The sequence below is a fragment of the Streptomyces galbus genome (genome assembly GCF_005280195.1).
GTDB lineage: Bacteria > Actinomycetota > Actinomycetes > Streptomycetales > Streptomycetaceae > Streptomyces > Streptomyces galbus.
Genome location: NZ_SZPR01000014.1, coordinates 115,020 through 140,115, shown reverse-complemented (window position 1 = coordinate 140,115; position 25,096 = coordinate 115,020). Strand labels below are relative to the sequence as shown.

At 71.0% G+C, this 25,096-nt stretch carries 29 protein-coding genes, 1 tRNA gene and 1 riboswitch; of the genes, 19 read left to right on the top strand and 11 right to left on the bottom strand.

Annotated features, from left to right (window positions below; genetic code table 11):
* Positions 1 to 15: 15 nt before the first annotated feature.
* Positions 16 to 252 (bottom strand): hypothetical protein, encoded by a 237-nt coding sequence (locus E4U92_RS17835; protein ID WP_137301427.1) that lies wholly within the window; start codon positions 250 to 252, stop codon positions 16 to 18.
* A 354-nt stretch (positions 253 to 606) separates the two neighbouring features.
* On the opposite strand from E4U92_RS17835, the gene E4U92_RS17830 reads away from it, so the two are divergent.
* Complete coding sequence (locus E4U92_RS17830) at positions 607 to 2,955, top strand: immune inhibitor A domain-containing protein (protein ID WP_137301426.1); 2,349 nt, start codon at positions 607 to 609, stop codon at positions 2,953 to 2,955.
* 134 nt (positions 2,956 to 3,089) lie between these two features.
* A complete protein-coding gene (locus tag E4U92_RS17825; RefSeq protein ID WP_137301425.1) occupies positions 3,090 to 3,425 on the top strand; it encodes a hypothetical protein in 336 nt (111 codons plus the stop codon).
* Between the two features lie 102 nt (positions 3,426 to 3,527).
* On the opposite strand, the gene E4U92_RS17820 is transcribed toward E4U92_RS17825, so the two are convergent.
* Both E4U92_RS17820 and E4U92_RS17815 read right to left on the bottom strand, forming a co-directional pair.
* Complete coding sequence (locus E4U92_RS17820; RefSeq protein WP_137301424.1) at positions 3,528 to 4,115, bottom strand: nicotinamidase; 588 nt, start codon at positions 4,113 to 4,115, stop codon at positions 3,528 to 3,530.
* Positions 4,116 to 4,189: 74 nt separating this feature from the next.
* Positions 4,190 to 5,536 (bottom strand): nicotinate phosphoribosyltransferase, encoded by a 1,347-nt coding sequence (locus E4U92_RS17815; protein ID WP_137301423.1) that lies wholly within the window; start codon positions 5,534 to 5,536, stop codon positions 4,190 to 4,192.
* Between the two features lie 55 nt (positions 5,537 to 5,591).
* Between E4U92_RS17815 and clpS the strand changes: the two genes are divergently transcribed.
* The 7 genes from clpS to E4U92_RS17775 all read left to right on the top strand — a co-directional run bounded on the left by clpS (position 5,592) and on the right by E4U92_RS17775 (position 10,451).
* Positions 5,592 to 5,909: an ATP-dependent Clp protease adapter ClpS gene (gene clpS, locus E4U92_RS17810; protein ID WP_137301422.1), complete on the top strand. Its 318-nt coding sequence runs from the start codon at positions 5,592 to 5,594 to the stop codon at positions 5,907 to 5,909.
* A gap of 43 nt (positions 5,910 to 5,952) precedes the next feature.
* The gene (locus E4U92_RS17805) at positions 5,953 to 6,564 is read left to right on the top strand and encodes a DUF2017 domain-containing protein (protein WP_137301421.1); all 612 of its coding nucleotides are present in this window, start codon (positions 5,953 to 5,955) and stop codon (positions 6,562 to 6,564) included.
* Between the two features lie 365 nt (positions 6,565 to 6,929).
* Positions 6,930 to 8,348, top strand: coding sequence for an amino acid permease (locus E4U92_RS17795; RefSeq protein ID WP_137301419.1), 1,419 nt, complete (start codon positions 6,930 to 6,932; stop codon positions 8,346 to 8,348).
* Between the two features lie 142 nt (positions 8,349 to 8,490).
* Entirely contained in the window at positions 8,491 to 8,913 is a 423-nt protein-coding gene (locus E4U92_RS17790; protein ID WP_137301418.1) for a M67 family metallopeptidase, read from the top strand.
* Between the two features lie 109 nt (positions 8,914 to 9,022).
* On the top strand, positions 9,023 to 9,118 hold the full coding sequence (locus E4U92_RS37155; RefSeq protein WP_312038430.1) for a putative leader peptide: 96 nt from the start codon (positions 9,023 to 9,025) through the stop codon (positions 9,116 to 9,118).
* 97 nt (positions 9,119 to 9,215) lie between these two features.
* Positions 9,216 to 9,494: a MoaD/ThiS family protein gene (locus E4U92_RS17780; RefSeq protein WP_137301416.1), complete on the top strand. Its 279-nt coding sequence runs from the start codon at positions 9,216 to 9,218 to the stop codon at positions 9,492 to 9,494.
* A gap of 6 nt (positions 9,495 to 9,500) precedes the next feature.
* Positions 9,501 to 10,451 carry a PLP-dependent cysteine synthase family protein gene (locus E4U92_RS17775; RefSeq protein ID WP_137301415.1) on the top strand — a complete coding sequence of 317 codons (951 nt, stop codon included), beginning with the start codon at positions 9,501 to 9,503 and terminating at the stop codon, positions 10,449 to 10,451.
* Between the two features lie 22 nt (positions 10,452 to 10,473).
* On the opposite strand, the gene E4U92_RS17770 is transcribed toward E4U92_RS17775, so the two are convergent.
* The gene (locus tag E4U92_RS17770; RefSeq protein ID WP_137301414.1) at positions 10,474 to 10,980 is read right to left on the bottom strand and encodes a type II toxin-antitoxin system PemK/MazF family toxin; all 507 of its coding nucleotides are present in this window, start codon (positions 10,978 to 10,980) and stop codon (positions 10,474 to 10,476) included.
* A 216-nt stretch (positions 10,981 to 11,196) separates the two neighbouring features.
* On the opposite strand from E4U92_RS17770, the gene E4U92_RS17765 reads away from it, so the two are divergent.
* Positions 11,197 to 11,949 carry an MBL fold metallo-hydrolase gene (locus tag E4U92_RS17765; protein ID WP_137301413.1) on the top strand — a complete coding sequence of 251 codons (753 nt, stop codon included), beginning with the start codon at positions 11,197 to 11,199 and terminating at the stop codon, positions 11,947 to 11,949.
* Positions 11,950 to 12,058: 109 nt separating this feature from the next.
* Here the strand turns inward: E4U92_RS17765 and E4U92_RS17760 are convergent, their stop codons facing one another.
* Both E4U92_RS17760 and E4U92_RS17755 read right to left on the bottom strand, forming a co-directional pair.
* Positions 12,059 to 13,306 (bottom strand): PTS transporter subunit EIIC, encoded by a 1,248-nt coding sequence (locus E4U92_RS17760; RefSeq protein WP_137301412.1) that lies wholly within the window; start codon positions 13,304 to 13,306, stop codon positions 12,059 to 12,061.
* A 200-nt stretch (positions 13,307 to 13,506) separates the two neighbouring features.
* Complete coding sequence (locus tag E4U92_RS17755; RefSeq protein ID WP_137301411.1) at positions 13,507 to 14,808, bottom strand: PTS transporter subunit EIIC; 1,302 nt, start codon at positions 14,806 to 14,808, stop codon at positions 13,507 to 13,509.
* Positions 14,809 to 14,994: 186 nt separating this feature from the next.
* On the opposite strand from E4U92_RS17755, the gene E4U92_RS17750 reads away from it, so the two are divergent.
* From E4U92_RS17750 to rdgB, 4 genes are all read left to right on the top strand, one after another.
* Positions 14,995 to 15,228, top strand: coding sequence for a PTS sugar transporter subunit IIB (locus E4U92_RS17750; RefSeq protein WP_067236054.1), 234 nt, complete (start codon positions 14,995 to 14,997; stop codon positions 15,226 to 15,228).
* An 86-nt stretch (positions 15,229 to 15,314) separates the two neighbouring features.
* Positions 15,315 to 16,046, top strand: coding sequence for a ribonuclease PH (gene rph / locus E4U92_RS17745; protein ID WP_137301410.1), 732 nt, complete (start codon positions 15,315 to 15,317; stop codon positions 16,044 to 16,046).
* A 165-nt stretch (positions 16,047 to 16,211) separates the two neighbouring features.
* Positions 16,212 to 16,613 (top strand): hypothetical protein, encoded by a 402-nt coding sequence (locus tag E4U92_RS17740; RefSeq protein ID WP_137301409.1) that lies wholly within the window; start codon positions 16,212 to 16,214, stop codon positions 16,611 to 16,613.
* Positions 16,614 to 16,789: 176 nt separating this feature from the next.
* Positions 16,790 to 17,392 carry an RdgB/HAM1 family non-canonical purine NTP pyrophosphatase gene (rdgB, locus tag E4U92_RS17735; RefSeq protein ID WP_137301408.1) on the top strand — a complete coding sequence of 201 codons (603 nt, stop codon included), beginning with the start codon at positions 16,790 to 16,792 and terminating at the stop codon, positions 17,390 to 17,392.
* A gap of 64 nt (positions 17,393 to 17,456) precedes the next feature.
* Here rdgB and E4U92_RS17730 read toward each other — a convergent pair.
* From E4U92_RS17730 to bcp, 4 genes are all read right to left on the bottom strand, one after another.
* Positions 17,457 to 17,531 (bottom strand) — tRNA-Leu (locus E4U92_RS17730).
* Positions 17,532 to 17,546: 15 nt separating this feature from the next.
* Positions 17,547 to 18,068 (bottom strand): HNH endonuclease signature motif containing protein, encoded by a 522-nt coding sequence (locus tag E4U92_RS17725; protein ID WP_137301407.1) that lies wholly within the window; start codon positions 18,066 to 18,068, stop codon positions 17,547 to 17,549.
* Complete coding sequence (locus E4U92_RS17720) at positions 18,065 to 18,718, bottom strand: HNH endonuclease signature motif containing protein (RefSeq protein ID WP_137301406.1); 654 nt, start codon at positions 18,716 to 18,718, stop codon at positions 18,065 to 18,067. The genes E4U92_RS17725 and E4U92_RS17720 overlap by 4 nt, the downstream gene beginning before the upstream one ends.
* Before the next feature lie 124 nt (positions 18,719 to 18,842).
* Entirely contained in the window at positions 18,843 to 19,310 is a 468-nt protein-coding gene (gene bcp / locus E4U92_RS17715; RefSeq protein ID WP_137301405.1) for a thioredoxin-dependent thiol peroxidase, read from the bottom strand.
* A 93-nt stretch (positions 19,311 to 19,403) separates the two neighbouring features.
* Here bcp and E4U92_RS17710 point away from each other — a divergent pair, with 93 nt between their 5' ends.
* The 3 genes from E4U92_RS17710 (at position 19,404) to sugE (ending at position 20,635) form a co-directional block, all read left to right on the top strand.
* Positions 19,404 to 19,733, top strand: a complete 330-nt coding sequence (locus E4U92_RS17710) for a DUF3618 domain-containing protein (RefSeq protein WP_137301404.1) — start codon at positions 19,404 to 19,406, stop codon at positions 19,731 to 19,733.
* 43 nt (positions 19,734 to 19,776) lie between these two features.
* A complete protein-coding gene (locus E4U92_RS17705) occupies positions 19,777 to 20,133 on the top strand; it encodes a GroES family chaperonin (protein ID WP_137301403.1) in 357 nt (118 codons plus the stop codon).
* Between the two features lie 55 nt (positions 20,134 to 20,188).
* Positions 20,189 to 20,269, top strand: a riboswitch (guanidine-III (ykkC-III) riboswitch).
* Positions 20,270 to 20,314: 45 nt separating this feature from the next.
* On the top strand, positions 20,315 to 20,635 hold the full coding sequence (sugE, locus tag E4U92_RS17700) for a quaternary ammonium compound efflux SMR transporter SugE (protein WP_137301402.1): 321 nt from the start codon (positions 20,315 to 20,317) through the stop codon (positions 20,633 to 20,635).
* A 67-nt stretch (positions 20,636 to 20,702) separates the two neighbouring features.
* Here the strand turns inward: sugE and E4U92_RS17695 are convergent, their stop codons facing one another.
* A complete protein-coding gene (locus E4U92_RS17695) occupies positions 20,703 to 23,138 on the bottom strand; it encodes a transglycosylase domain-containing protein (protein WP_137301401.1) in 2,436 nt (811 codons plus the stop codon).
* 223 nt (positions 23,139 to 23,361) lie between these two features.
* Here E4U92_RS17695 and E4U92_RS17690 point away from each other — a divergent pair, with 223 nt between their 5' ends.
* Entirely contained in the window at positions 23,362 to 24,147 is a 786-nt protein-coding gene (locus tag E4U92_RS17690; RefSeq protein WP_137301506.1) for an ABC transporter permease, read from the top strand.
* A 124-nt stretch (positions 24,148 to 24,271) separates the two neighbouring features.
* On the top strand, positions 24,272 to 25,036 hold the full coding sequence (locus E4U92_RS17685) for an ABC transporter permease (RefSeq protein ID WP_137301505.1): 765 nt from the start codon (positions 24,272 to 24,274) through the stop codon (positions 25,034 to 25,036).
* Positions 25,037 to 25,096 lie beyond the last annotated feature (60 nt).

Genomic DNA, 25,096 nt, shown 5'->3' with positions numbered 1-25,096 from the left:
CCTCCGGGAGGCGGTTCAGCGGGCCACCGGCTCCCGCTCCGGGTCGGGGGCGGGAGCGGCGGCGGCCGGCCCGGGCGACGGCTTCGGCGCCGGCACCGTGAGCGCGACGAGCAGGCCGAGCGCGAGGGCCGCCACGGCGATCACGGCGATCCCTGGGCCCGAACTCGTCTGCGACAGCAGCAGCATGGCGAGCGTCGAGACGACGACGGTGCAGGAGCCGTACAGGAGCTGTGCGACAGTCGGACGAGGCATGGCAATCGTGTCCTCGGAAGCGGGGGAGATCTCGACTCTATTCGGCTCCATGCCCGAGGGGAACGAACAGTAAGCGTGAGCTGACCCACGGTGCCGGTGCACGGGGGGCGCACGGAGTCATGATGTCCGCTCCGTGGCCCGTCCCACGCGCCCGTCATATGACAGTCATGTGTCCGCCATGCGAACACGGAGTCCCATTAATGCACTTGACCTGCTCAAGTCAAGGTCTGTCTTTTCTCGTAAACCAGTAGTCAAATGGCGTCACTTGACTACACGCGTATAACCCCGCGCGGACATCCCTTGACAATCGGGACCCCCTGCCGCGCGGTCCGGGCGCGTCAGGGGAGGCATCAAGTGAGCAGTAGATCCTGGACGTTCAGAACGGCCGCCACGGTGGTCGCCCTCGCGGCGGCCTCGGCGACGTTCTCGACGTTCGCCGTGGCGGAGGCCGCCGACACCTCGTCGGCCGGTGCCCCGGCGGTGGACCGGCACGACCCGCAGCCGGTCAAGGCCAAGGAGCACGACTTCGACGGCCCGTTGAGCAAGACGCAGGAGGCCCAGCGCCAGGAGGCCCTCCAGCAGGTCATATCCGGGCAGGCGACCGTCAAGGACCGCAACGGCTCCAAGGTCGTCCAGCTCCAGAGCCGCAAGGGCAGCAGCAAGTACGTCGAGCTCGGCCGCGAGAAGACCGACAAGATCTTCACGATCCTGGTGGAGTTCGGCGACAAGGTCGACAGCCGCTACGGCGGCACCCCCGGCCCGCTGCACAACCAGATCGCCGCGCCGGACCGCGCCAAGGACAACAGCACCGACTGGCAGGCGGACTACGACCAGAAGCACTACCAGGACCTGTACTTCGGCACCGCCAAGAACACCGAGTCGCTCAAGAAGTACTACGAGAAGCAGTCCTCGGGCCGCTACTCGGTCGACGGCGAGGTGACCGACTGGGTCAAGGTCCCCTACAACGAGGCCCGTTACGGCTCCAACGACGCCCCCACCGGCGCCTGGTACGCCGTCCAGGACGGCGTGAACGCCTGGGTCGCCGACCGCGAGGCGGCCGGTGACAGCGCCGAGAAGATCCGCGCGGAACTGGCGAGCTACGACCAGTGGGACCGCTACGACTACGACGGCGACGGCAACTTCAACGAGCCCGACGGCTACATCGACCACTTCCAGATCGTGCACGCCGGCGAGGACGAGTCCGCGGGCGGCGGCGCGCAGGGCGAGGACGCCATCTGGGCCCACCGCTGGTACGCCTTCGGCACCGACGCCGGTGCGAGCGGCCCCGCCGGCAACAAGCTCGGCGGCACCCAGATCGGTGACACCGGCATCTGGGTCGGCGACTACACCATCCAGCCGGAGAACGGCGGACTCGGCGTCTTCGCCCACGAGTACGGCCACGACCTCGGCCTGCCCGACGAGTACGACACCGCGGGCGGCGAGAACTCCACCGGCTTCTGGACCCTCATGTCCTCCGGCTCGTGGCTCGGCACCGGCAAGGAAGCCATCGGCAACCTGCCCGGCGACATGAACGCCTGGGACAAGCTCCAGCTCGGCTGGCTCGACTACGACGTCGCCGCGGCGGGCCGCAAGTCCACCCACAAGCTGGGCGTCGCCGAGTACAACACCAAGGACGCCCAGGCCCTCGTGGTGCAGCTCCCGCAGAAGGAGGTCACCACCGAGGTGGTCGCCCCGGCGCAGGGTGCCACGCAGTGGTGGAGCGGCAGCGGTGACGACCTGCGCAACACCCTGACCCGCACGGTCGACCTCACCGGCAAGTCCTCCGCCTCCCTGTCGCTCACCGGCTGGTGGGACATCGAGAAGGACTACGACTTCCTCTACACCGAGGTCTCCACGGACGGCGGCGCGAGCTACACGCCCCTCGACGGCACCCTGGCCGACGGCACCGCCATCCCGCGCGACGGCAGCAACAAGCCGGCCCTGACCGGCACGGTGGACACCCACCAGAAGCTGACGTTCCCGCTGAACGCCTACGCGGGCCAGAAGATCCAGCTCCGCTTCCGCTACGCCACCGACGGCGGCGTGGCCCAGAAGGGCTTCACGGCCGACGAGATCGCGGTGACCGCCGACGGCGCGACCCTGTTCTCCGACAACGCCGAGGCGGCGGACGCCGCGTGGACCGCCAACGGCTTCTCGCGCATCGGCGCGTCCATCACGGACGACTACGCCCAGTACTACATCGCCGAGAACCGCCAGTACGTCTCGTACGACAAGACCCTGAAGACGGGCCCGTACAACTTCGGCTTCTCGACGACCCGTCCGGACTGGGTGGAGCACTACCCGTACCAGAACGGCCTGTTGATCTGGAAGTGGGACACCTCCCAGGCGGACGACAACACCAGCGTCCACCCGGGCGAGGGCCTGATCCTGCCGATCGACTCGCACCCGGCCCCGCTGAAGTGGACCGACGGCACCCTGATGCGCAACCGCGTCCAGGCCTTCGACTCGACCTTCAGCTGGTACCCGACCGACGCGATCACGCTGCACAAGGCCGACGTGGCCACCAAGATCAAGTCGCGTCCGGGCGTCCCGCTGTTCGACGACGGCCGCTCGACCTACTACGACGCCTCCAACCCGGCGGCCGGGGTCAAGGTCACTGACACCAACACCTCCATCAAGATCATCTCGGAGCCGCTGAGCGGTTCCACGATCACGGTGAAGGTGGGTCCGTCGACGAAGTAGTCGACGTTTCCCCAGGTCAGAAGCGTATCGGCGGCGACCCCCTGGCGGGTCGCCGCCGATCCGTGTTTAGGTGCGTCCTGTGGCTCGCTTATTGACACCGACGGACCGACCGAACAGAACGGGGATGTGACCGCATGGCCGCAGGAGGTTTCTGCAAGCTGCCGAACGGCACCGTGGTGGTGGCGCTGAACCTGCCCCGCCCGGCCGCCGACGGCCCCGGGGGAGTACGCGTCCTCGTGCACGCCGCCAACCGCGCCCGCGCCCTGACCAGGCTGCGCAACCTCGGCCTGCGCGCCGTCTACCTCCGCGGCAACGCGGCCCCGCCGACCCCGGACGAGATCACGGCGGTCCTCCACCACCCCGACGGCCTGATATGGCGCACGGCCCCGGACAACGGTGTCACCGACCTCACGATCGAACTCTGGCACCCGATCAGGGCACTCCTGCGCCGACCGACGGCACAAGCGTGACCAGGCCGACCGGTCCCGCCTCGGGGGCGCGGGGAACTGCGCGACCAGCCACGACGCACCCGCACGCACCCCCGGCGACAAGCCCCCCACACGAACCGACCGCTACTGGACGACCGGCTTCCCCGTGAGCTCCACCCCCGCGGCCCGCATCTCCTCCAGCGCCCGCTCCGTGGTGGGCCCCGCCACCCCCGCCGTCAGATCGAGCAGCACCTGGGTACGGAACCCCGACCGCACCGCGTCCAGCGCCGTCGCCCGCACGCAGTGGTCGGTCGCGATGCCGACCACGTCGACCTCGTCCACCTCCCGCGCGCGCAGCCACTCCGCGAGCCCGACGCCGTTCTCGTCGGTCCCCTCGAAGCCGCTGTAGGCCGCCGCGTACGCCCCCTTGTCGAAGACGGCGTCGACCGACCCGGAGGCGACCGCCGGCGCGAAGTTCGGGTGGAAGCCCACCCCCTCGGTGCCGGCGACGCAGTGGGCCGGCCAGGAGCGGACGTAGTCGGGCTCGTCGGCGAAGTGGCCGCCGGGTGCGATGTGGTGGTCGCGGGTGGCCACCACGTGCCGGTATCCGGCGGGGGCCTGCCCGATCAGCTCGGTGATCGCGGCGGCCACGTCGGCACCCCCGCCCACGGCGAGGCTCCCTCCCTCGCAGAAGTCGTTCTGCACGTCAACGACGATCAAGGCGCGGCGCATGGTCGGTGTCCTTCGACGATGGGTGAAGTGACTGAGCGTAGAGACTCGGGGCCGGGACCGGGAGGGAACAGACCCTAGTTACCCGAAGGCACCTGCACGTACTCCGTGGGCAGGACCGGTTCCCCGCGGGAGAGCTGGGTCGCGGACAGCGGCAGGCCCGCCCGGGCGGCGATGTGCCGGTCGCGGACCACGTCGAGCGGCTCGCGGGCCAGCACCTCGCCGTCCTTGACCAGCTCGACCTGGAGCTGCCGGCCGGCCAGCTCGGCGGGGACCGGCCCGGTGCCGACGACCTCGGCCTCGGCGACCCCGTCCTCGTCCAGCCGGCGCGCGGCCCACTTGCGGCCGCCGATGGAGGTCTTGCCGCCGGACGACTTCTTCGCCACCGGCACCAGGGGGGCGCGCGGGTCGTCGGACTCGGCGCGGGCGACCAGCTTGTAGACCATGGACGCCGTGGGGTGCCCGGACCCGGTGACGAGCTGGGTGCCGACGCCGTACGCGTCCACCGGCGCCGCCGCCAGCGAGGCGATGGCGTACTCGTCGAGGTCGGACGTCACGACGATCTTCGTGTCGGTGGCGCCCAGCTCGTCGAGCTGCTGGCGCACCCGGTGCGCCACCAGCAGCAGGTCGCCGGAGTCGATGCGGACCGCGCCCAGCTCGGGGCCGGCCACCTCCACCGCCGTACGGACGGCCTCGGCGACGTCGTAGGTGTCCACCAGCAGCGTGGTGCCCCGGCCGAGGGCGTCCACCTGGGCGCGGAACGCGTCCCGCTCGGTGTCGTGCAGCAGGGTGAAGGCGTGCGCGGAGGTGCCCACCGTCGGGATGCCGTACCGGAAGCCGGCCGCCAGGTCGGAGGTGGTGGTGAAGCCGCCGACGTAGGCGGCGCGCGCGGCGGCCACCGCGGACAGCTCGTGGGTGCGGCGCGCGCCCATCTCGATCAGCGGGCGGGAGCCGGCCGCCGAGGACATCCGGGACGCGGCGGCCGCGATCGCCGAGTCGTGGTTGAGGATGGACAGGATCACGGTCTCCAGCAGCACGCACTCGGCGAAGGAGCCCTCGACGCGCATGATCGGGGAGCCGGGGAAGTAGACCTCGCCCTCGGGGTAGCCCCACACGTCACCCGTGAAGCGGTATCCGGCGAGCCAGTCCAGCGTCGCCTCGTCCACGATCTGCCGCTCGCGCAGGAAGCCGAGGACACCCGCGTCGAAGCGGAAGTTCTCCACCGCGTCCAGGACCCGCCCGGTGCCCGCGACGACGCCGTAGCGCCGGCCTTCCGGCAGGCGCCGGGTGAAGACCTCGAACACGCTGCGCCGCTCGGCGGTGCCCGCCTTCAGCGCCGCCTGCAGCATGGTCAGCTCGTACTGGTCCGTGAAGAGCGCCGTCGAGGGAACGTCCACCGGCAGCCCAAGGTCCGCTGTGTTCATACGGAGATCGTACCCCAATCTCGTCAGTGTGACGATATCTGGCGGCCGTGGCAGCATGGGCAGTGTGACGTCACCCGCTCCCCTTGAGATCGAACGCACCGAGTCGGCGGAGGAGGTCTTCGCCGTACCCGAGCCGGACGTCCCCTGGGTGACGATCGTGCACAACGACCCGGTCAACCTCATGAGCTACGTGACCTACGTCTTCCAGACGTACTTCGGCTACTCCAAGGACAAGGCCACCAAGCTCATGCTCGACGTCCACCACAAGGGCCGGGCGGTCGTCTCCAGCGGCACCCGCGAGGAGATGGAGCGCGACGTGCAGGCCATGCACGGCTACGGCCTGTGGGCCACCCTCCAGCAGGACCGCAAGTAGCGAGCACGCCCGCCCTCCAGCGAAGAGACCGCGAAACCACTTCATGCCCGGACACTTCGAACCGCTTCCCGGCGGCGGCGCGGCCGTCGCCCTCGACGACGTCGAGATCTCCATCATCCGCTCGCTGGCCGTGCAGCTCCTGGAGCTGATCGGCCCCGGCCCCGCCGAGGACGCCGGCGACGACCCGCTCGCCGAGCTGTTCGCCGAGGGCCCGAGCGAGCCGCCCTCCGACCCGGTGCTGCGCCGGCTGTTCCCGGACGCCTACACCGACCCGGTGGAGCCGCCCGCCGGCCCCCGGCAGGCCGAGGAGCACCAGGCGTACTCCGCCGAGTTCCGCCGCTACACCGAGAACGACCTGCGGGCCGGCAAGCGCGACAACGCCCTCGCGGTGGTCCGCACGCTCGACGCGCTCGCCTCCGAGGCGGCCGGCGAGGGCGGGGCGGTGCTGAAGCTGTCCACCGAGGAGTCCCGGCGCTGGCTCGGCGCCCTGAACGACCTGCGCCTCGCGATCGGCTCCCGGCTGGACATCAGCGACGAGGACGACACCGACCTGCTCTTCCGGCTCCCCGACGAGGACCCGCGCAAGCCGATGGTGATGGCCTACCTCTGGCTCGGCGGACTGCAGGAGACGCTGGTCAACACCCTCATGCCGTGATCCGCCGGCCGGCCGCCCCGGCCGGCGGCCGTCTCCGGGTGTTCGCTCAGAGGACGCTCAAATCCGGATAACGATCCCGTCACCACGGCGGCCGCCTTTGCCGCCGTGTGTCCGTTGTGTCCACTTCTTCCTGTGGTGTCCGCCACAGCACCCTGCGGCGATCAGTGTTGCGGTCGTGATAAATCTTCACGACCGCCCGACGAACACCACCCGTATGTTCGGTCGGGTGCGCCACCGAGCCGGCGACCGCCGGCCAGGCACGGGCGGGCCCGCGCGGCCCGCTCAGCTCCATCATCCGGGGGGATCGAAACCCGATCCGCGGCCGACGAAAGGCCCGGGTCGGCATGGAGAAAGGCGCACCACACATGACCTCGAAGCAGGTCACGGACACCCCTGAAGAGGGGTACGAGCGAGGGCTCGGCAGTCGTCAGGTCCAGATGATCGCGATCGGCGGCGCCATCGGCGTCGGTCTGTTCCTGGGAGCCGGGGCCAACATCGCCAAGGCGGGCCCCAGCCTGATCCTCATGTACGCGCTCGCGGGCGCGATCGTGTTCTTCATCATGCGGGCCCTCGGCGAACTGCTGCTGTACCGCCCGGTGTCGGGCTCGTTCGCGGAGTACTCGCGCGAGTTCCTCGGCCCGTTCTTCGGCTACTTCACCGGCTGGACGTACTGGCTGATGTGGGTCGTCACCGGCATGGCCGAGCTGACGGCCGCCGCGATCTACGTCAACTACTGGTTCCCGGCCGTCCCGCAGTGGGTCACCGCCCTGGTCTTCCTGGTGCTCCTGTTCGGGGTCAACCTGATCTCCGTGAAGCTCTTCGGCGAGCTGGAGTTCTGGTTCTCGATGGTCAAGGTCACCGCCCTGATCGGCATGATCGTCATCGGTCTCGGCGTGCTGACCTTCGGCTTCAGCAGCGCCGGCGACACCGCCGCGGTCTCCAACCTCTGGCAGTTCGACGGCTTCTTCCCCAAGGGCATCGGCTCGTCCCTGATGACCCTGCAGGGCGTCATGTTCGCCTACCTCGCCGTGGAGCTGGTCGGCGTCACCGCGGGCGAGTCCGAGAACCCGGAGAAGACCCTCCCCAAGGCCATCAACACCCTGCCCTGGCGGATCGCCCTGTTCTACGTCGGCGCCCTCACCGTGATCCTGTGCGTGGTGAAGTGGACCGAGTTCGCGCCCGGCGTGAGCCCCTTCGTCGCCGCCTTCGCCAAGATCGGCATCCCGGCCGGCGCCGGCATCGTCAACTTCGTGGTGCTCACCGCGGCCCTGTCGTCCTGCAACTCCGGCATGTACTCCACCGGCCGCATGCTGCGCACCCTGGCCGACAACGGGGAGGCCCCGAAGGGCTTCCGCAAGCTGTCCGCCACCAAGACCCCGGCGCTCGGCATCACCGTCTCGGTGCTGTTCATGGGCATCGGCGTGGTCCTGAACTACGTGGTCCCGGAGAAGGCGTTCGGCTACGTCACCTCCGTCGCCACCGCGGCCGGCATCTGGACCTGGCTGATGATCCTGATCAGTCACGTCCTGTACCGCCGCGCCGTGGTCGCCGGCCGGCTGCCCGCCTCGTCCTTCCCGGCGCCCGGCGGCTCGGTGTGCAGCTGGATCGCCATCGTGTTCCTGCTCTTCGTCACCTGCCTCATCGCCTACGACGCCGACTCCCGCGTCTGCCTGTACGTGATGGCCGGCTGGGCCGCCGCCCTCGGCGTCGGCTGGGCGGTGCTGAAGTCGCGCAACCCGGAGGTCACCCAGCGCCGCGAGCCTGAGCTGGAGAAGATCGGCTGACCCCCGGCCGGCCCTCCTGGGACCCGCGGCGCACGGGACCGCTCGTGGCAGCCCCGGACCGCCGCCGCCCAGGGCGTCCGCCATACGGACCGCCCCGTACCATCCCTCGGTACGGGGCGGTCCGCCGCTTATCCTGGGCCCCATGCTGACCATCACCCAGGCCCTGCACGACCAGATCGTCGCCCACGCGCGCAAGGACCACCCCGACGAGGCGTGCGGCGTGGTGGCGGGCCCGGCGGGCTCGGACCGCCCCGAGCGCTTCGTCCCGATGCTCAACGCGGCGATGTCGCCCACGTTCTACGAGTTCGACTCGGGCGACCTGCTCAAGCTGTACCGCGACCTGGACGACCGCGACGAGGAACCGGTCGTCATCTACCACTCGCACACGGCCACCGAGGCCTACCCCTCCCGCACCGACATCTCCTACGCCAACGAGCCCGGTGCCCACTACGTCCTGGTCTCCACCGCGGACACCGACGGACTCGGCGACTTCCAGTTCCGCTCCTTCCGCATCGTGGACGGCGAGGTGAGCGAGGAGGAGGTCCGGATCGTCGACGCGTACTGACCCCTGCGCGGAGGCCCCCGACCCCCTCCGTCTCACGCCTCGGCCGGATTCTGTCCAGCAGGTGGGATCACACTCGGGGAGCGCGGCCGGGAATCGTTACGATGAGCGCATGGTTCTTCTCGACGTGGGCGACACAGCGCCGGGCACGCTGCTCGTGGCGCGGCTGCACGTCGATCTGTGCAGGCTGAACAGCGCCATCTGTTGACCGACCGCCGCCGCCGCACGGCCCCGAGCCGCGGCGCGCCGTGGTGCGCCCTCCCGCCCGACGAACCGACGAACCCTTCCGACAGGAGCCCTGAGCCATGGCCATCGAGGTCCGCATCCCGACCATCCTCCGCCAGTACACCGACGGTCAGAAGGCGGTGGAGGGCAACGGTGAGACCCTCGCCGACCTGTTCGCCGACCTCGAGACCCGGCATGCGGGCATCCAGGCCCGCATCGTGGACGGGGGCCAGCTCCGCCGCTTCGTCAACGTCTACCTGAACGACGAGGACGTCCGCTTCGTCGACGGCATCGACACCAAGCTCACCGACGGCGACACCGTGACGATCCTGCCGGCCGTTGCCGGCGGGATGGCCTGATCGCGGATGCGTTACGACTCCCCGCTGGCCGCGGTGGGCAACACCCCGTTGGTGCGCCTGCCGCGGCTGTCGCCGTCCGCCGACGTCCGCATCTGGGCGAAGCTGGAGGACCGCAACCCGACCGGCTCGGTCAAGGACCGCCCCGCGCTGCACATGATCGAGCAGGCGGAGAAGGACGGCCGGCTCACCCACGGCTGCACGATCCTCGAGCCGACCAGCGGCAACACCGGCATCTCCCTGGCCATGGCCGCCAAGCTCAAGGGCTACCGCATGGTCTGCGTGATGCCGGAGAACACCTCGCAGGAGCGCCGGGACCTGCTCGGGATGTGGGGCGCCGAGATCATCTCCAGCCCGGCCGCGGGCGGCTCCAACACCGCCGTACGCGTCGCCAAGGAGCTGTCCGCCGAGCACCCCGACTGGGTGATGCTCTACCAGTACGGCAACCCGGACAACGCGGGCGCGCACTACGCCACGACCGGCCCCGAGATCCTCGCCGACCTGCCCTCGGTCACCCACTTCGTCGCGGGCCTCGGCACCACCGGCACCCTCATGGGCGTCGGCCGCTACCTGCGCGAGCACAAGCCGGACGTGCGGATCGTCGCCGCCGAGCCGCGCTACGACGACCTGGTGTACGGGCTGCGCAACCTCGACGAGGGCTTCGTCCCGGAGCTGTACGACGCCTCCGTGCTCACCACCCGCTTCTCGGTCGGCTCGGCCGACGCGGTCACCCGCACCCGTGAACTCCTCCAGCAGGAGGGCATCTTCGCGGGCGTCTCCACCGGCGCGGCGCTGCACGCGGCGATCGGCGTCGGGCAGAAGGCGCTGAAGGCGGGGGAGTCCGCCGACATCGTGTTCGTGGTCGCCGACGGCGGCTGGAAGTACCTCTCCACCGGCGTCTACACGGCCGCCACCACCGAGGAGGCCATCGCCACGCTCCAGGGCCAGCTCTGGGCGTGAGCCGCGCCGGCCGCCGCTCCGGCTAGGGAGCGAGGTGACGGACCTGGTCCCACAGGGCCGGGTCCACCACTCCCACCCGCCGCCGGAAGTCGCCCACCGGCACCTCGCGCAGCTCGTCGGTCTCCAGGAAGCTCGCCCGCCCCCGGGCGTCGTCCACACAACCGGGCGGCAGCGGGATCACTCCCGGCCGCTCGTCGTGGTGCTTGCTGGTGATCTTCACGACCGTCGCCCGGCTGCCGCGCACCACCAGCACCAGGCACGGCCGGTCCTTCTCACCGGGCCGGTCCTCGAAGGGCACGTTCGCCCACCAGATCTCCGCGGGCCGCGGCACCCCGGCCGCCGGGCCCTTCCGCCGCGCAGGCCGCGTGGGCCCCTTCCGCCGCGCAGGCCGCGTCGGCCCCTTCTGCCGCGCCGGCCGCGTCGTTCGCGGACGCCGCGGCCGGGACCCGCGCCCCCAGCCGTCCACGAGCGTGGCGACCAGGGCGAGCAGGACCACCGCAGCGAGTGCCAGCCACCAGGACGTGTCCATACGATGACGGTACCGGCGCGCGATCGGCAGTGCGCGCCCCCTGTCCTGCCTCGCGCGCCGCAGGTCCAGCCGAACCGGTGACAGCGCAGGTGAGTTCGCCCACAACGGCCCCTGGTGGAGGAGCGACCCGGCGTTTCGCGCCTTACGCTCGACGGACCGCACGACCCCCGTCGCCCCGCCCACGACCATTTCCCGCCAGCGGAGGTTTCTGCTCCCATGAAGCTCACCGTCGTCGGCTGCTCGGGGTCGTTCCCGTCCGCGGAATCGGCCTGCTCGAGCTACCTCGTCGAGGCCGACGGCTTCCGGCTGCTCCTCGACATGGGCAACGGCGCCCTGGGCGAGCTGCAGCGCCACTGCGGTCTCTACGACCTCGACGCGATCTTCCTCAGCCATCTGCACGCCGACCACTGCATCGACATGTGCGCGTACTTCGTGGCGCGCTACTACCGCCATGACGGCGGCCGCTGCGACCCGCTCCCGGTCTACGGCCCGGAGGGCACCGAGCACCGGCTGACCACGGCCTACGCCGACACCCCCTCGGCCTCCTCGATGAGCGAGGTCTTCGACTTCCACACGGTCAAGCCGTCCACCTTCGAGATCGGCCCGTTCACGGTGCACACCGAACGCGTGGCCCACCCGGTGGAGGCGTACGGCATCCGGGTCGAGCACGGCGGGAAGTCGCTGACGTACTCCGGCGACACCGGACCGAGCCACGCGCTGGAGCAACTCGCCCGGGACACCGACCTGTTCCTGTGCGAGGCGGCCTTCACGCACGGCAAGGAGTCCATCCCCGACCTGCACCTCAACGGCCGCGAGGCCGGCGAGACGGCAGCCCGGGCCGGCGTCCGCCGCCTGGTCCTCACCCACATCCCGCCGTGGACCGACCCCGAGGTCAACGCGGCGGACGCCCGCGCGGTGTACGACGGCCCGGTGGAGCTGGCGGCGCCCCGGGCGACGTACGAGATCTGACCCGCGCACGCGGGGCCCCGTACGCGGAGCCCGTGCACGAGCCCGTGCATGCGAAGGCCCCCGGAGCGGTTCGCCGCTGCGGGGGCCTTCGTCGGGTGTCAGCCGGGGCTCACGCCTTCGTGAGGTCCTCGACCTCCTCCTCGGGCTCGCGGCCCGGGGTGGGCAGGTCGAACTTGACGATGGCGAACCGGAAGACCACGTAGTAGATCGCGGCGAAGACCAGTCCGATGGGGATGATCAGCCACGGCTTGGTGGCGAGGTTCCAGTTCAGCGCGTAGTCGATGAAGCCCGCGGAGAAGGTGAAGCCCGCGTGCACGCCGAGCGCCCAGGTGACCGCCATGGACAGCGCGGTGAGGACCGCGTGGATGCCGTAGAGGATCGGCGCGATGAACATGAACGAGAACTCGATGGGCTCGGTCACACCGGTCACGAACGAGGTCAGGGCGAGCGAGATCATCATGCCCAGCACGGCCTTGCGGCGCTCGGGGCGGGCGGAGTGCGCGATGGCGAGCGCGGCGGCCGGCAGGCCGAACATCATGATCGGGAAGAAGCCGGACATGAACTGGCCGGCGGTCGGGTCACCGGCGAAGAAGCGGTTGAGGTCACCGTGGACGACCTGGCCGGCCGCGTCCTTGAAGTCGCCGAGCTGGAACCAGGAGACGGTGTTCACGAACTGGTGCATGCCGACCGGGATCAGCGCGCGGTTGATGAGACCGAACAGGCCGGCACCGACGGCGCCCAGACCGGTCATCCACTCGCCGAAGTCGGAGATGACCTCACCGATCGGCTCCCAGACCAGACCGAAGAACACACCCATGACCGTGCCGACGAAGGCCATGATGATCGGCACCAGGCGGCGGCCGTTGAAGAAGCCGAGCCAGTCCACCAGCTTGGTGCGGTGGAAGCGCTGCCACACCACGGCGCCCAGCAGACCCATGATGATGCCGCCGAGCACACCGGGGTTGTTGTAGGTCGCGGCTATGTCCGCGCCGGCCTGCACCTTGGCCTCGGTGACCGGGAACGCCTTGAGCACGTTGCTGTAGACCAGGAACCCGACCAGGGCGGCCAGCGCCGTGGAGCCGTCGGACTTCTTGGCGAAGCCGATCGCGACACCGATACAGAACAGCAGCGGCAGGTTGTCGAAGATCGCGCCACCGGCCGTGGCGAACACCGCTGTGACCTTGTCGGGCAGGTTCAGCTTGTCGTGGATGTCCTGCTGGCCGAAACGGAGCAGCAGACCCGCGGCCGGCAGCACGGCGATGGGCAGCTGCAGGCTGCGGCCGACCTTCTGCAGGCCCTGGATCAGACCGGATCCCCACTTCTTCGGGGGGGCCGCCGATTCGGTGGCGGTGCTCATAGACTTCCTCCATCGGGTGGTGGTCTACACCACTCAGTGGTGTAGGCCTGTTGTAGCACGATGGGGTGGATATAAGGAACCCGTCAAAACTGCAACCGGAGCGCTACGCCGCGTACCGGATCCGGGCCCCTCCACGAGCACGCGGAAGGACCCCCGGACCAGTGGTCCGAGGGCCCAAATACCCTGCTGACGAAGGCCGTTCAGGCCTTGGTGACGTCCTCGTGCTCCTCCGCCGGTTCCCGGCCCGGCGTCTTCAGGTCGAACCTGGTGATCGCGAAGCGGAAGACCACGTAGTACACCGCGGCGAAGCACAGCCCGATCGGGACGATCGCCCACGGCCGCGTCGCCAGGTTCCAGTTGATGACGTAGTCGATCAGCCCCGCCGAGAAGCTGAACCCGTCGTGCACCCCCAGCGCCCACGTCACCGCCATCGACACACCCGTCAGCACCGCGTGCACCGCGTACAGCGCGGGCGCGACGAACAGGAACGAGTACTCGATCGGCTCGGTGATGCCCGTGACGAACGACGTCAGCGCCACCGACAGCATCAGGCCGCCGACCTCCTTGCGCCGCTCCGGCCGCGCGCAGTGCGTGATCGCCAGCGCCGCCGCCGGCAGCGCGAACATCATGATCGGGAAGAACCCCGACGTGAACTGCCCCGCGTTCGGGTCGCCCGCCAGGAACATGTTGATGTCACCGTGCACCGGCTGCCCGCCCGGCGGCGTGTACGTGCCGAACTGGAACCAGATGGGCACGTTCAGGAACTGGTGCAGCCCGATCACCAGCAGCGCCCGGTTCGCCACCCCGAACACCCCCGCCCCCCACGACCCCGCGTCCCGCAGCCACCGGCTGAAGCTCTCCAGCCCGTCACCGATCGGCGGCCAGATCCACAGGCACAGCGCCGCGAACGCGATCGCCACGAACGCCATGATGATCGGCACCAGCCGACGCCCGTTGAAGAAGCCCAGCCAGTCCACCAGCTTCGTCCGGTGGAACCGCGCCCAGAAGAACGCCGCCAGCAGACCGATCACGATGCCGCCGAACACCCCCGGGTTCTGGAAGGTGTACGGCGTCACCGACCCGACCCCCGCCCCCACGCTCACCTGGCACCCGAGGCCCGGGAGCTCCTTCGAGCCGCCCGGGCAGGACTCGGGGAACTGGTGCAGCACGTTGTAGTAGACGAGGAAGCCCACCACCGCCGCCAGCGCCGTCGACCCGTCCGCCTTGCGGGCCATCCCGATCGCCACACCCACGCAGAACAACAGCGGCAGACCGAGCGACCCGTCCAGCAGCGCCCCGCCCGCGCCCTTCATCACCTTCGAGACGTTGTCCCAGCCCAGCCCGTCCGACCCGAACACGTCCGGCTGGCCCAGCCGGTTCAGGATGCCCGCCGCCGGCAGCACGGCGATCGGCAGCTGCAGGCTGCGGCCCATCTTCTGCAGGCCCTGGAACAGACTGTTCCAGCGCGCCCGCGCGGGGCTGACCTCGGCGTCGGCACTCATGGGTGTCCTTCCGGGCCGCTCGGCTCGGCGGCGGGGTTTGGCGACCGTCCGCCAGGTGGTGTAGACCAGTTTCGGACGGTTCCGCTGTCGTGACGCCATCATTCGGTACGGACGGCAAGACCGCTCGCGAAGTTGGGCCAACTGTGGGTTACTGCGACAAAGCGGTTCGGATCAGGGAGAAGCAACATGGCCAGCAAGGCTGAGAAGATCGTCGCCGGGCTCGGCGGCATCGACAACATCGAGGAGATCGAGGGCTGCATCACCCGCCTGCGCACCGAGGTGAACGACGCCTCGCTGGTCGACGAGGCCGCCCTGAAGGCCGCCGGCGCCCACGGCGTCGTCAAGATGGGCACCGCCATCCAGGTCGTCATCGGCACCGACGCGGACCCCATCGCCGCGGAGATCGAAGACATGATGTGACCCGGACGCCCCCCGCGTCCCAGGGGCCCTTCCCGACCCAGGGAGGGGCCCCTTCCGCATCCCCGGCTACCACTAGGCTCAGCCCCATGTCTCGAATCGACGGCCGCACCCCCCGACAGCTCCGCCCCGTCACCATCGAACGCGGCTGGAGCAAGCACGCCGAGGGCTCCGTCCTCGTCTCCTACGGCGACACCAAGGTCCTCTGCACCGCCACCGTCACCGAAGGCGTCCCCCGCTGGCGCAAGGGCAGCGGCGAAGGCTGGGTCACCGCCGAGTACGCCATGCTGCCCCGCGCCACCAACACCCGCGGCGACCGCGAGTCCGTCAAGGGCCGCATCGGCGGCCGCACCCACGAGATCTCCCGCCTCATCGGCCGCTCCCTGCGCGCCGTCATCGACTACAAGGCACTCGGCGAGAACACCGTCGTCCTCGACTGCGACGTCCTCCAGGCCGACGGCGGCACCCGCACCGCCGCCATCACCGGCGCCTACGTCGCCCTCGCCGACGCCGTCACCTGGGCCCAGGGCAAGAAGCTCATCAAGGCCGGCCGCCAGCCGCTCACCGGCACCGTCTCCGCCGTCTCCGTCGGCATCGTCGGCGGGGTCCCCCTCCTCGACCTGCGCTACGAGGAGGACGTACGGGCCGAGACCGACATGAACGTCGTCTGCACCGGCGACGGCCGCTTCGTCGAGGTCCAGGGCACCGCCGAGGCCGCGCCCTTCGCCCGCGAGGAACTCGACGCCCTGCTCGACCTCGCCGTCGCCGGCTGCACCGAACTGGCCGCCCTGCAGCGCGCCGCCCTCGCCACCGAAAGGTAAAAGGCACACCAAGGAGGCGGGCGGCCGGGGGCAACCCCGCCGCCCGCCCCGGCGTCTTGCGCAGTACACGCCAGTACACGCCAGTAGACGCCACCACACGCAGCACACAGCGCGCGCACCACACACGGGGGCCCTGCCAGGGCCTGACAGGGGAGGACCACCACCATGGCCGCGAGCCGCCACCGACGACACCGCACCGCCCTCGCCACCGCCCTCGCGGCCGTCGCACTGACCACCGCCCTCGCCACCGCCTGCGACGCCGTCGACAAGGCCCTCGACTGCGTCCAGACCGCCGACACCATCGCCGACGGCGTCACCCGGCTCCAGCAGGCCGTCGAGAACGCCTCCAGCGACCCCACCCAGATCGACCAGTCCCTGCAGAGCATCGACACCGACCTCGACCGCATCGGCGACCGCACCGACGACACCGACGTCAACAAGGCCGTCGACGACCTCCAGAAGGCCGTCGACAACGTCCGCACGGCCGTCCGCAACGGCGACCGCACCCCCGACATCAGCCCCGTCACCGACGCCGCCGGCGAACTCACCAAGGTCTGCACGCCCTAGGTGTCCTGCCGTTCACGCGCGGCTCGCGGCGCCTGGCACCGCGCCTCGCCCCGTCGTCGTCGGATGGCGATGCACGGCACCAGACGCCGCTCCCCGATCCGGCCTGACCGGCAAGACACCCCGGGCCGCGCCCCACGGCTCCCGCGGCTCCCGCGGCCCCCGGGATACTGAGGGCCATGACCCGCTTGATCCTCGCCACCCGCAACGCCGGGAAGATCACCGAACTCCGCGCGATCCTCGCCGAGGCCGGCCTCCCCCACGAACTCATCGGCGCCGACGCCTACCCCGACGTCCCCGACGTCAAGGAGACCGGCGTCACCTTCGCCGAGAACGCCCTCCTCAAGGCCCACGCCCTCGCCCGCGCCACCGGCCACCCCGCCATCGCCGACGACTCCGGCCTCTGCGTCGACGTCCTCGGCGGCGCCCCCGGCATCTTCTCCGCCCGCTGGTCGGGCCGCCACGGCGACGACCGGGCCAACCTCGACCTGCTGCTCGCCCAGCTCTCCGACATCGCCGACGGCCACCGCGCGGCCCACTTCGCCTGCGCCGCCGCCCTCGCCCTGCCCGACGGCACCGAACGCGTGGTCGAGGGCCGGCTCCACGGCACCCTGCGCCACACCCCCCAGGGCACCCACGGCTTCGGCTACGACCCGATCCTCCAGCCGGAGGGCGAGACCCGAACCTGCGCGGAACTCACCCCCGCGGAGAAGAACGCCATCAGCCACCGGGGCAAGGCCTTCCGCGCCCTGCTCCCGGCCATCCGCGAACTGACGACCTGAACCGGCAGAACGCCCGGCGAACGCGCCGAGGGGCGCCCACGATGCGTGGCGCGCCCCTCACAGGTGGGCCCGGTGGGACTCGAACCCACGACACACCGGACCTAAACCGGCGCCCTCTAGCCAGCTGGGGTACGGGCCCGCAGCAGGGCCTACTCTACTGGGCGCCGCCGATCATTCGGCGCCCTCCTCGGCACCAGGTGCTCGTCACCGCATGGCAGTTCGGGCAGAGCAGGCGCAGATTCTCCGGCCGGTTGTCGTACCGGTCGCCGTTGACGTGGTCGACCTCCAACGTCAGGCGCCGGCCGCGCCATTCGGGGCCGAGCCCGCAGCGGACGCACCGCTCGGGCACACCCAGGGCGACGAGCGCCCTGCGCAGCCGAACGGTGGCGATCCGATGCCCTCCGCCCTGACGGACCAGGACGTCCTGCGGCCGCTTGGCATTGGTCGCGGGCTTCCCCCGCTGGTGCGCCCGGCCGAGGAAGTGGCTCGTGTCCAGGTGCTGCTCGGCGATCCACCGGCGGACCTGCGCGCGCTGCCAGGTGTTGTCGGCACGGCCCAGGCGCCGCAGCACCTCCGCGAGGGAGGCGGACTCCCCGACCGCCCTCCGCATCACGTCCGCGGGGGGCGGGGAACCCCTGCGGCCGGTCGCCGCGAGCGGGACCACGTCCTCGCTCATACGGCACCTGCCCCGCGGCGTCCCTTGCCTCGGCCCCGGAACGTGTCCGTCGCGGAGTGGCAGTTCGGGCACAGCAGCCGGAGGTTCTCCAGCCGGTTGTCGCGCCAGTCGCCGTCGATGTGGTCCACCTCCAGCGGCAGCGGCCGGCCGAGCCAGACCGCCTCGGTCCCGCAGAGGGCACAGCGCTCCGCCACCCCCAGGGCCGTCATCGCCCGCTTGAGCCGGCTGCCGGGGACCCGTCGTGCCCGGTCCGGCGCCTGCCGGACCAACAGGGCCTGCGGCGACCGGGGACCCTGGGAGGTGCCCCGGGGGGCGGTGGCCCGGAAATGCGAGGTGTCGAGTCCGTAGGACTTGATCTTGCGGCTGATGTGGGCGTGGTGGCCGCCCACCACGTCGAGCCCGAGCCTGCGCAGTACGTCACCGACGCTCGTCGACTCGGCGACCACGGGTGCGAGGGCCTGTTTCGTCCACTTGACGCCCTCGCGCTCGAAGTGGGAGACGTCCACCCCGAGTTTCCGCATCCGATCGGCCACATGGCGCCGTGTCGAGCTCCTCGGGTCCACGCCGAGCCGCAGCAGCGCCTCGGTCAGGGTCCGCGCCCCGTCGGCCGCCTGCTCCAGGCGCTCTCGGGTGTAGACCGACGCCCCCATGTGTCCCCCCGTTCGGCAAGACGTTCCTCCGCCGAACGGATCAACGACCCGGTGCGCTGAGGGTCACGCCCGACAGCGAAGCGGCCCGGCCCCGGTCGGGTGGGGGCGGGCCGCTCGGGAGTGGTCAGAGGCCGAGGTCCTTGATGATCTTGGCTACGTGGCCCGTCGCGCGGACGTTGTACAGGGCCCGTTCGACCTTGCCCTGTTCGTCGACGACGACCGTGGAGCGGATGACGCCCAGGTAGGTCTTGCCGTAGTTCTTCTTCTCGCCGTACGCGCCGTAGGCCTCGGTGACCTTCTTGTCGGGGTCGGCGAGCAGGGTGATCCGCAGGGACTCCTTCTCGCGGAACTTCGCGAGCTTCTCCGGGCTGTCGGGGGAGATGCCGATGACGTCGTACCCCGCGCCGGCCAGCAGCTCGAGGTTGTCCGTGAAGTCGCAGGCCTGCTTGGTGCAGCCGGGGGTCAGCGCCGCCGGGTAGAAGTACACGATGACCTTGCGGCCCTGGTGGTCGGCAAGGGAGACCGGCTTGCCGTCCGCGTCGGGCAGGGTGAAGGCGGGGGCCACGTCCCCGGGCTGGAGTCGCTCGCTCATCGGACCAGCGTAACGGGGGGTCCTGACAGTGCGCCGACGCGTGGAGCTGACAGACTGTCCGGAACAGCATCATCGGACTTCGGAGGCCGTACGGTGGCGGACACGTCGGACACCAGAACCCCGGCGCAGATCGAGGCGGACATCAAGCGCCGCCGCGAAGTGCTGGCCGAGACGCTCGACGAGATCGGGGTGCGGGTGCACCCCAGGACCATCGTCGGCGATGCCAGGGCCAAGGTCGTGGCGAATGTCGATCACACCCTCGGACGGGCGTACGTCCAGGTCAACAAGGTCGTCAGCGACGTCAAGGCGCAGTTCGTGGACGAGGAGGGCTCGCCCCGGCTCGAGCGCGTCGTGCCGGTGGCCGTGGTCGCCGTGGGCCTCGTCGGGCTGCTCGTGCTGGGCACCCGGCGCCGCAAGGGCTGACCCGGGCGCGGACGGGACGGCCCGGGGCAGGTAGGTTCGAAGCGTGAGCGCCAAGAGAAACGAGCACAGCACCCACCACGACAAGCTCCCCATCCGGATGCTGCACGACCGCGTTCTGGTCCGGCAGGACACCTCCGAGGGCGAGCGGCGTTCCGGTGGCGGCATCCTGATCCCCGCCACGGCGGCGGTCGGCCGGCGCCTGGCGTGGGCCGAGGTCGTCGCGGTGGGGCAGAACGTACGGACCGTGGAGCCGGGTGACCGGGTCCTGTTCGACCCGGAGGACCGGGCCGAGGTCGAGGTGCGCGGCATCGCGTACGTGCTGATGCGCGAGCGCGACCTGCACGCGGTGGCCGCCGACCGGTTCGAGGGGTCGGAGGACTCCACGGGGCTGTACCTCTGAACCGGAGGTGACGAAGGGCTGGTGACGGTTGTCACCAGCCCTTTCGTCGTGCCTTTGCTAGGTTCGAAGGAGGTCGCCCGACGAGACGCGCCGTACCGGGTCCCCCTCGCGAGGGGAGAGGCAAAGACGACGCACCCCCGCCGCGCACGGTGCGCGGTCGTCGTCCCCGGAGGTGCCCGTCATGGCCTGGATCCTGCTCGTCGTCGCCGGTCTGCTCGAAGTCGCCTGGTCGGTCGGCATGAAGTACACCGACGGCTTCACCCGGCTCGTGCCGAGCCTGTTCACCGGCGCCGGCATCGTCGCCAGCATGCTGCTGCTGTCGTACGCGGCGCGCTCGCTGCCGATCGGCACCGCCTACGGCGTGTGGGTGGGGATCGGCGCCGCCGGGGCGGCCGTGCTCGGCATGGTGGTGCTGGGGGAGCCGGTCACCGCCGCCCGGATCTTCTTCGTGTGCCTGCTGCTGGTCGCCGTGGTGGGCCTGAAGGCGACCGGCGGCCACTGAGCCACGGCGGCCCGACCGGTCGCCCGTCCGACCGGTCGCCCGTCCGACCGGTCGCCCGGCCCGCCGGTCACTCCCGGCGGGCCGTGGTCTGCGGCAGGACCGCGCCGGTCGCCCCGTTGCTGCCGGGCGTGCTGCCCGTCGCGCCGCCGGTGTCGCCGGAGGTGGAGCCCGTGGTGTTCCCGGTGGTGCCGCCGTTGCCCGTGCCGCCGTTGCCCGTGTCGCCGGACGTGCTGCTGCCCGTGGTCGCGCCGCCGGTGGGGGTGGAGCCGGTGGTGCCGCCGGTGCCGGGGCCGCCGTTGGAGGTGCCGCCGGTGGTCGTTCCGCCGTGGGTGCCGCCCCCGCCGGTCTGGCCCTGCGTCCGCCCCTGGTCGCCCTGGCCCTGCGTGGCCTGGCCGGAGGGCGTGGCGCTGCTGTCCCCGTCGCCGGTGGGCTTGGTCTGCGAGGGCTCGCCGGACGGGTAGGCGCTGTCCTCGGAGCCCTCCTGGAGCTGGAGGTTGAAGTCGTCGGCCGGGGTGTCCTTGAGGGCCTTCTTCGTGAACTGCGCCCAGATCTCGGTGGGCGCCCCGCCGCCGTTGATCCGCTGCAGGCCCATCGCGCCGTACAGGGGCTTGTGCGCGGCGGTGACCGGGTCCTGGCCCATCACGGCGACGACGGTGGCGAGGTCGGGCGTGTAGCCCGCGAACCAGGCCGCGGTGTCCTTCTCCGCGGTGCCGGTCTTGCCCGCGGCCGGGCGGCCGACGGCCTGGGCGGCGGACGCGGTGCCGTTCTGGACGACGCTGCGCAGGATCGAGGTGGTGGTGTCGGCGGCTTCCCGGCTGACCACCTGCGAGGTCTTGCGGGCGGGCAGTTCGACGACGTCCTTGCCGTTCCGGGTGACCTTCTCGATCAGGGTGTACGTGCCGTGCCGGCCGTGGTTGGCGAGCGTGGCGTACGCCTCCGCCATGTCGAGCACGCTGGCGGTGGCGGTGCCGAGGGCGATGGACGGGTACGGCTGGAGGTCGGGGGTGGCGGTGGGCAGGCCCAGGTCGATCGCGGTCTGCTTGACCTTGGCGGGGCCGACGTCGACCGCCATCTGCGCGTACACCGCGTTCACGGACTTGTCGGTGGCTTCGCGCACGGAGATGTCGCCGTAGGAGGTCTGGTCCTCGTTCTCGGGGGCGTAGCCGCCGCCGCTCCAGCCCTGGACGGGGCGTTCGTTGGTGCCGTCGTAGACCGTGTTCGGCGTGATGGGGCGGCCGTCCTGGGTCTCGGAGTCGTGCTGGACGGCCGCGGCGAACACGAACGGCTTGAAGGTGGAGCCGACCTGGAAGTCCCGGCGGGTGGCGTTGTTGGTGTACTGCTTGACGTAGTCGATGCCGCCGTACAGGGCGAGGACCTTGCCGGTCTTGGGTTCGACGGCGGCGCCGCCCGCGCGGACGTAGGTGTCGACCTTGCGGTTCTTCTTGTCCAGCTTGGACATCAGCTTGTCGTCGACGGCGTCGACGAAGGCGTCCTGCTTGCTCTTCTCCAGCGTGGTGGTGATGCGGTAGCCGCCGCCGTCGAGCTGGGCCTCGGTGACGATCTTGTTCTGGGTGAGGTGGTCGCGGATGGCGCGCACGATGTAGCCGCGCTGCCCGGACATGCCGGTGTCGGCGGCGCTCTCCTCGCGCGGGGTGGGGAACGCGGTGCCCTGCCGCTTGGCCTCCGTCAGCCAGCCCTTCTTGACCATGCCGTCCAGGACGTAGTTCCAGCGGGCCTCGGCGGCCGCCTTGTTCTCCGGGTGGGCGATCACGTCGTACTCGCTGGGCGCGTTGAGCAGCGCGGCGAGGTAGGCGCCCTGGGGGGCGGTGAGTTCGCCGGCGTCGACGCCGTAGTAGGCCTGGGCGGCGGCCTGGATGCCGTAGGCGTTGCGGCCGAAGTAGCTGGTGTTGAGGTAGCCCTCGAGGATCTTGTCCTTGGGCTGCTCGCGGTCCAGCTTGATGGAGATGAAGAACTCCTTCACCTTGCGGGTGACGGTCTGCTCCTGGGCGAGGTAATAGTTCTTCACGTACTGCTGGGTGATCGTGGAGCCGGACTGCTTGCCCTTGCCGGTGGCGGTGTTCCAGCCGGCGCGGATCATGGCCTTGGGGTCGACGGCCGACTCGGTGTAGAAGTCGCGGTCCTCGGCGGCGAGCACGGCGTGCTGGGCCTCCTTGGAGATCTGCGCGAGGGTGACGTTCTCCCGGTTGACCGCGCCGTCGCGGGCGATCTCGGTGCCGTCGGCGTACAGGTACACGTTGGACTGCTTGGTGGCGAGCGCGTTGGCGTCCGGGATCTTCACCATCGAGTAGCCGAGGAAGAACAGGCCGACGATCAGCACGGCGCCGACCAGCACGGTGCCCAGCACCATCCGCCAGGTGGGCAGTATCCGGCGCCACCCGGTGCGCTTCGGCCTCTTCCCGCCGTCGTCCGCTGCGAGAGCCGCCGGTGGCTCGTCCGGTGCCCCGCCCTCGGTCGGCTGCTGCGGCTGCGGCTCGTCACTCATGTGTTGCACGGACTCCCGTTGTCGCGTCGTACGTTCCCGTACGCCTCATACGCCTCGTACGCTTTTGCGCCCCCTGCTAGAGACTGTCGCACCCTGCGTTCCGTTCCCGGCAACCGGCACGCGTTCTGCCGGAAAATGCGTGGCACGCCACTTCCCGGGCCCGCTAGGGTCCCTTGCTTCGGTTCCGGCGGGCGGAAAGGCGGTTGCCGTGGGATCGGCGCGGTTGTACGCGGCCGTCGCGGCGGGGGGATTCAGAAGGTACGCGACCTACCGGGCGGCCACTGCCGCCGGGGTGTTCACGAACACCGTCTTCGGCTTGATCCTCGTGCACACCTACCTCGCCCTGTGGGACGAGCGGCCGCACCTGGGCGGTTACGACCAGGCGCAGGCGGTCACCTACGTGTGGCTCGGTCAGGCCCTGTACGCGACGTTCGCCATCCAGGGCGGCGGAGTGGAGAAGGACCTGATGGCGCGCATCCGCACGGGCGAGATCGCCATCGACCTGTACCGCCCGGCCGACCTGCAGCTCTGGTGGCTGGCGACCGACCTGGGCCGGGCGCTGTTCCAGCTGGTGGGGCGCGGGGTGGTCCCGTTCGCGGTCGGCGCGCTGTTGTTCCCGACGGCGCTGCCGCGCGACGCGGGCACCTGGGCGGCGTTCGTCCTCGCGCTGCTGCTCGGCCTGGTGGTCAGTTTCGGCATCCGCTACCTGTTCGCGCTGAGCGCGTTCTGGCTGCTGGACGGCCAGGGCGTCAGTCAGGCGATGATGATCCTCGGGATCTTCTGCTCGGGGATGACGCTGCCGCTGAACGCGTTCCCCGCGGGATTCGGCGAGGTGCTGCGGGCGCTGCCGTGGGCGGCCCAGGTGCAGGTCCCGGCGGACGTGCTGATGGGCGAGGCGTCCTGGGCGGACGCGTTCGCCTTCCAGGCGGCGTGGGCGGTGGCGCTGCTCGGCGCGGGCCGGCTGGTGCAGGCGGCGGCGACGCGGCGGGTGGTGGTCCAGGGTGGCTGAGCGCGGGGTGACCGGGCGCCCGGTGGCCGAGTGCGCGGCCGCCGCCCGGCCTTGGACGCCGGAACCGGCCCCGGGCGGCTCCCGGCTCACCGAGAGCCTGCGCACGTACCGGCTGGTCGCGGGCATGTGGATCCGCTCCACGATGGCCTACCGGACCTCCTTCGCGCTGACGGTGGTCGGCAACCTGCTGATCACCGGCCTGGACTTCGCGACGATCCTGCTGATGTTCGCGCAGGTCGACTCGCTCGGCGGCTGGTCGCTGCCCGAGGTCGCGCTCCTGTACGGCGTGTCGGCGACCGCGTTCGGGGTGGCCGACCTGGTGATGGGCTCGATGGACGTGCTGGGCGGCCGGATGCGCGACGGCTCGTTCGACACGCTGCTGGTGCGGCCCGCGCCGGTCCTCGCCCAGGTCGCCGCCGACCACTTCGCGCTGCGCCGCCTGGGCCGGATCACCCAGGGCGCGCTGGTGCTGGGCTGGGGCCTGGTGAGCGTCGACGCCGACTGGTCGCCGGTCAAGGTGCTGCTGCTGCCGGTGGCGGTGCTGAGCGGCGCCGCGCTGTTCGGGGCGCTGTTCGTGGCGGGCGCGTCCTTCCAGTTCGTGGCGCAGGACGCGGCAGAGGTGCAGAACGCGTTCACCTACGGCGGGACGACGCTGCTGCAGTACCCGCCGAGCGTGTTCGGCCGGGACCTGGTGCGCTCGGTGACCTGCCTGGTGCCGCTGGCCTTCGTGAACTGGGTGCCGGTGAGCTACGTGCTGGACCGGCCGCTGCCGCTCGGGCTGCCCGCGTGGACGGCCGCCGTGTCGCCCGTGGTGGCCGGGGTGTGCTGCGCGCTGGCCGGGCTGGCGTGGCGGACGGCGCTGCGGTCGTACCGGAGCACGGGGAGCTAGCGGTGGACGGGACCCCGGGTGCCCACGGGGACGCGGACGCGGATGTGTGCAGGGACGTGG

Coding starts and splice junctions, on each gene's coding strand:
- E4U92_RS17835 (WP_137301427.1), bottom strand. CDS start 252: ATGCCTCGTCCGACTGTCGCACAGCTCCTGTACGGCTCCTGCACCGTC.
- E4U92_RS17825 (WP_137301425.1), top strand. CDS start 3,090: ATGGCCGCAGGAGGTTTCTGCAAGCTGCCGAACGGCACCGTGGTGGTG.
- E4U92_RS17820 (WP_137301424.1), bottom strand. CDS start 4,115: ATGCGCCGCGCCTTGATCGTCGTTGACGTGCAGAACGACTTCTGCGAG.
- E4U92_RS17815 (WP_137301423.1), bottom strand. CDS start 5,536: ATGAACACAGCGGACCTTGGGCTGCCGGTGGACGTTCCCTCGACGGCG.
- clpS (WP_137301422.1), top strand. CDS start 5,592: ATGGGCAGTGTGACGTCACCCGCTCCCCTTGAGATCGAACGCACCGAG.
- E4U92_RS17805 (WP_137301421.1), top strand. CDS start 5,953: ATGCCCGGACACTTCGAACCGCTTCCCGGCGGCGGCGCGGCCGTCGCC.
- E4U92_RS17795 (WP_137301419.1), top strand. CDS start 6,930: ATGACCTCGAAGCAGGTCACGGACACCCCTGAAGAGGGGTACGAGCGA.
- E4U92_RS17790 (WP_137301418.1), top strand. CDS start 8,491: ATGCTGACCATCACCCAGGCCCTGCACGACCAGATCGTCGCCCACGCG.
- E4U92_RS37155 (WP_312038430.1), top strand. CDS start 9,023: ATGGTTCTTCTCGACGTGGGCGACACAGCGCCGGGCACGCTGCTCGTG.
- E4U92_RS17780 (WP_137301416.1), top strand. CDS start 9,216: ATGGCCATCGAGGTCCGCATCCCGACCATCCTCCGCCAGTACACCGAC.
- E4U92_RS17775 (WP_137301415.1), top strand. CDS start 9,501: ATGCGTTACGACTCCCCGCTGGCCGCGGTGGGCAACACCCCGTTGGTG.
- E4U92_RS17770 (WP_137301414.1), bottom strand. CDS start 10,980: ATGGACACGTCCTGGTGGCTGGCACTCGCTGCGGTGGTCCTGCTCGCC.
- E4U92_RS17765 (WP_137301413.1), top strand. CDS start 11,197: ATGAAGCTCACCGTCGTCGGCTGCTCGGGGTCGTTCCCGTCCGCGGAA.
- E4U92_RS17760 (WP_137301412.1), bottom strand. CDS start 13,306: ATGAGCACCGCCACCGAATCGGCGGCCCCCCCGAAGAAGTGGGGATCC.
- E4U92_RS17755 (WP_137301411.1), bottom strand. CDS start 14,808: ATGAGTGCCGACGCCGAGGTCAGCCCCGCGCGGGCGCGCTGGAACAGT.
- E4U92_RS17750 (WP_067236054.1), top strand. CDS start 14,995: ATGGCCAGCAAGGCTGAGAAGATCGTCGCCGGGCTCGGCGGCATCGAC.
- rph (WP_137301410.1), top strand. CDS start 15,315: ATGTCTCGAATCGACGGCCGCACCCCCCGACAGCTCCGCCCCGTCACC.
- E4U92_RS17740 (WP_137301409.1), top strand. CDS start 16,212: ATGGCCGCGAGCCGCCACCGACGACACCGCACCGCCCTCGCCACCGCC.
- rdgB (WP_137301408.1), top strand. CDS start 16,790: ATGACCCGCTTGATCCTCGCCACCCGCAACGCCGGGAAGATCACCGAA.
- E4U92_RS17725 (WP_137301407.1), bottom strand. CDS start 18,068: ATGAGCGAGGACGTGGTCCCGCTCGCGGCGACCGGCCGCAGGGGTTCC.
- E4U92_RS17720 (WP_137301406.1), bottom strand. CDS start 18,718: ATGGGGGCGTCGGTCTACACCCGAGAGCGCCTGGAGCAGGCGGCCGAC.
- bcp (WP_137301405.1), bottom strand. CDS start 19,310: ATGAGCGAGCGACTCCAGCCCGGGGACGTGGCCCCCGCCTTCACCCTG.
- sugE (WP_137301402.1), top strand. CDS start 20,315: ATGGCCTGGATCCTGCTCGTCGTCGCCGGTCTGCTCGAAGTCGCCTGG.
- E4U92_RS17695 (WP_137301401.1), bottom strand. CDS start 23,138: ATGAGTGACGAGCCGCAGCCGCAGCAGCCGACCGAGGGCGGGGCACCG.
- E4U92_RS17685 (WP_137301505.1), top strand. CDS start 24,272: ATGTGGATCCGCTCCACGATGGCCTACCGGACCTCCTTCGCGCTGACG.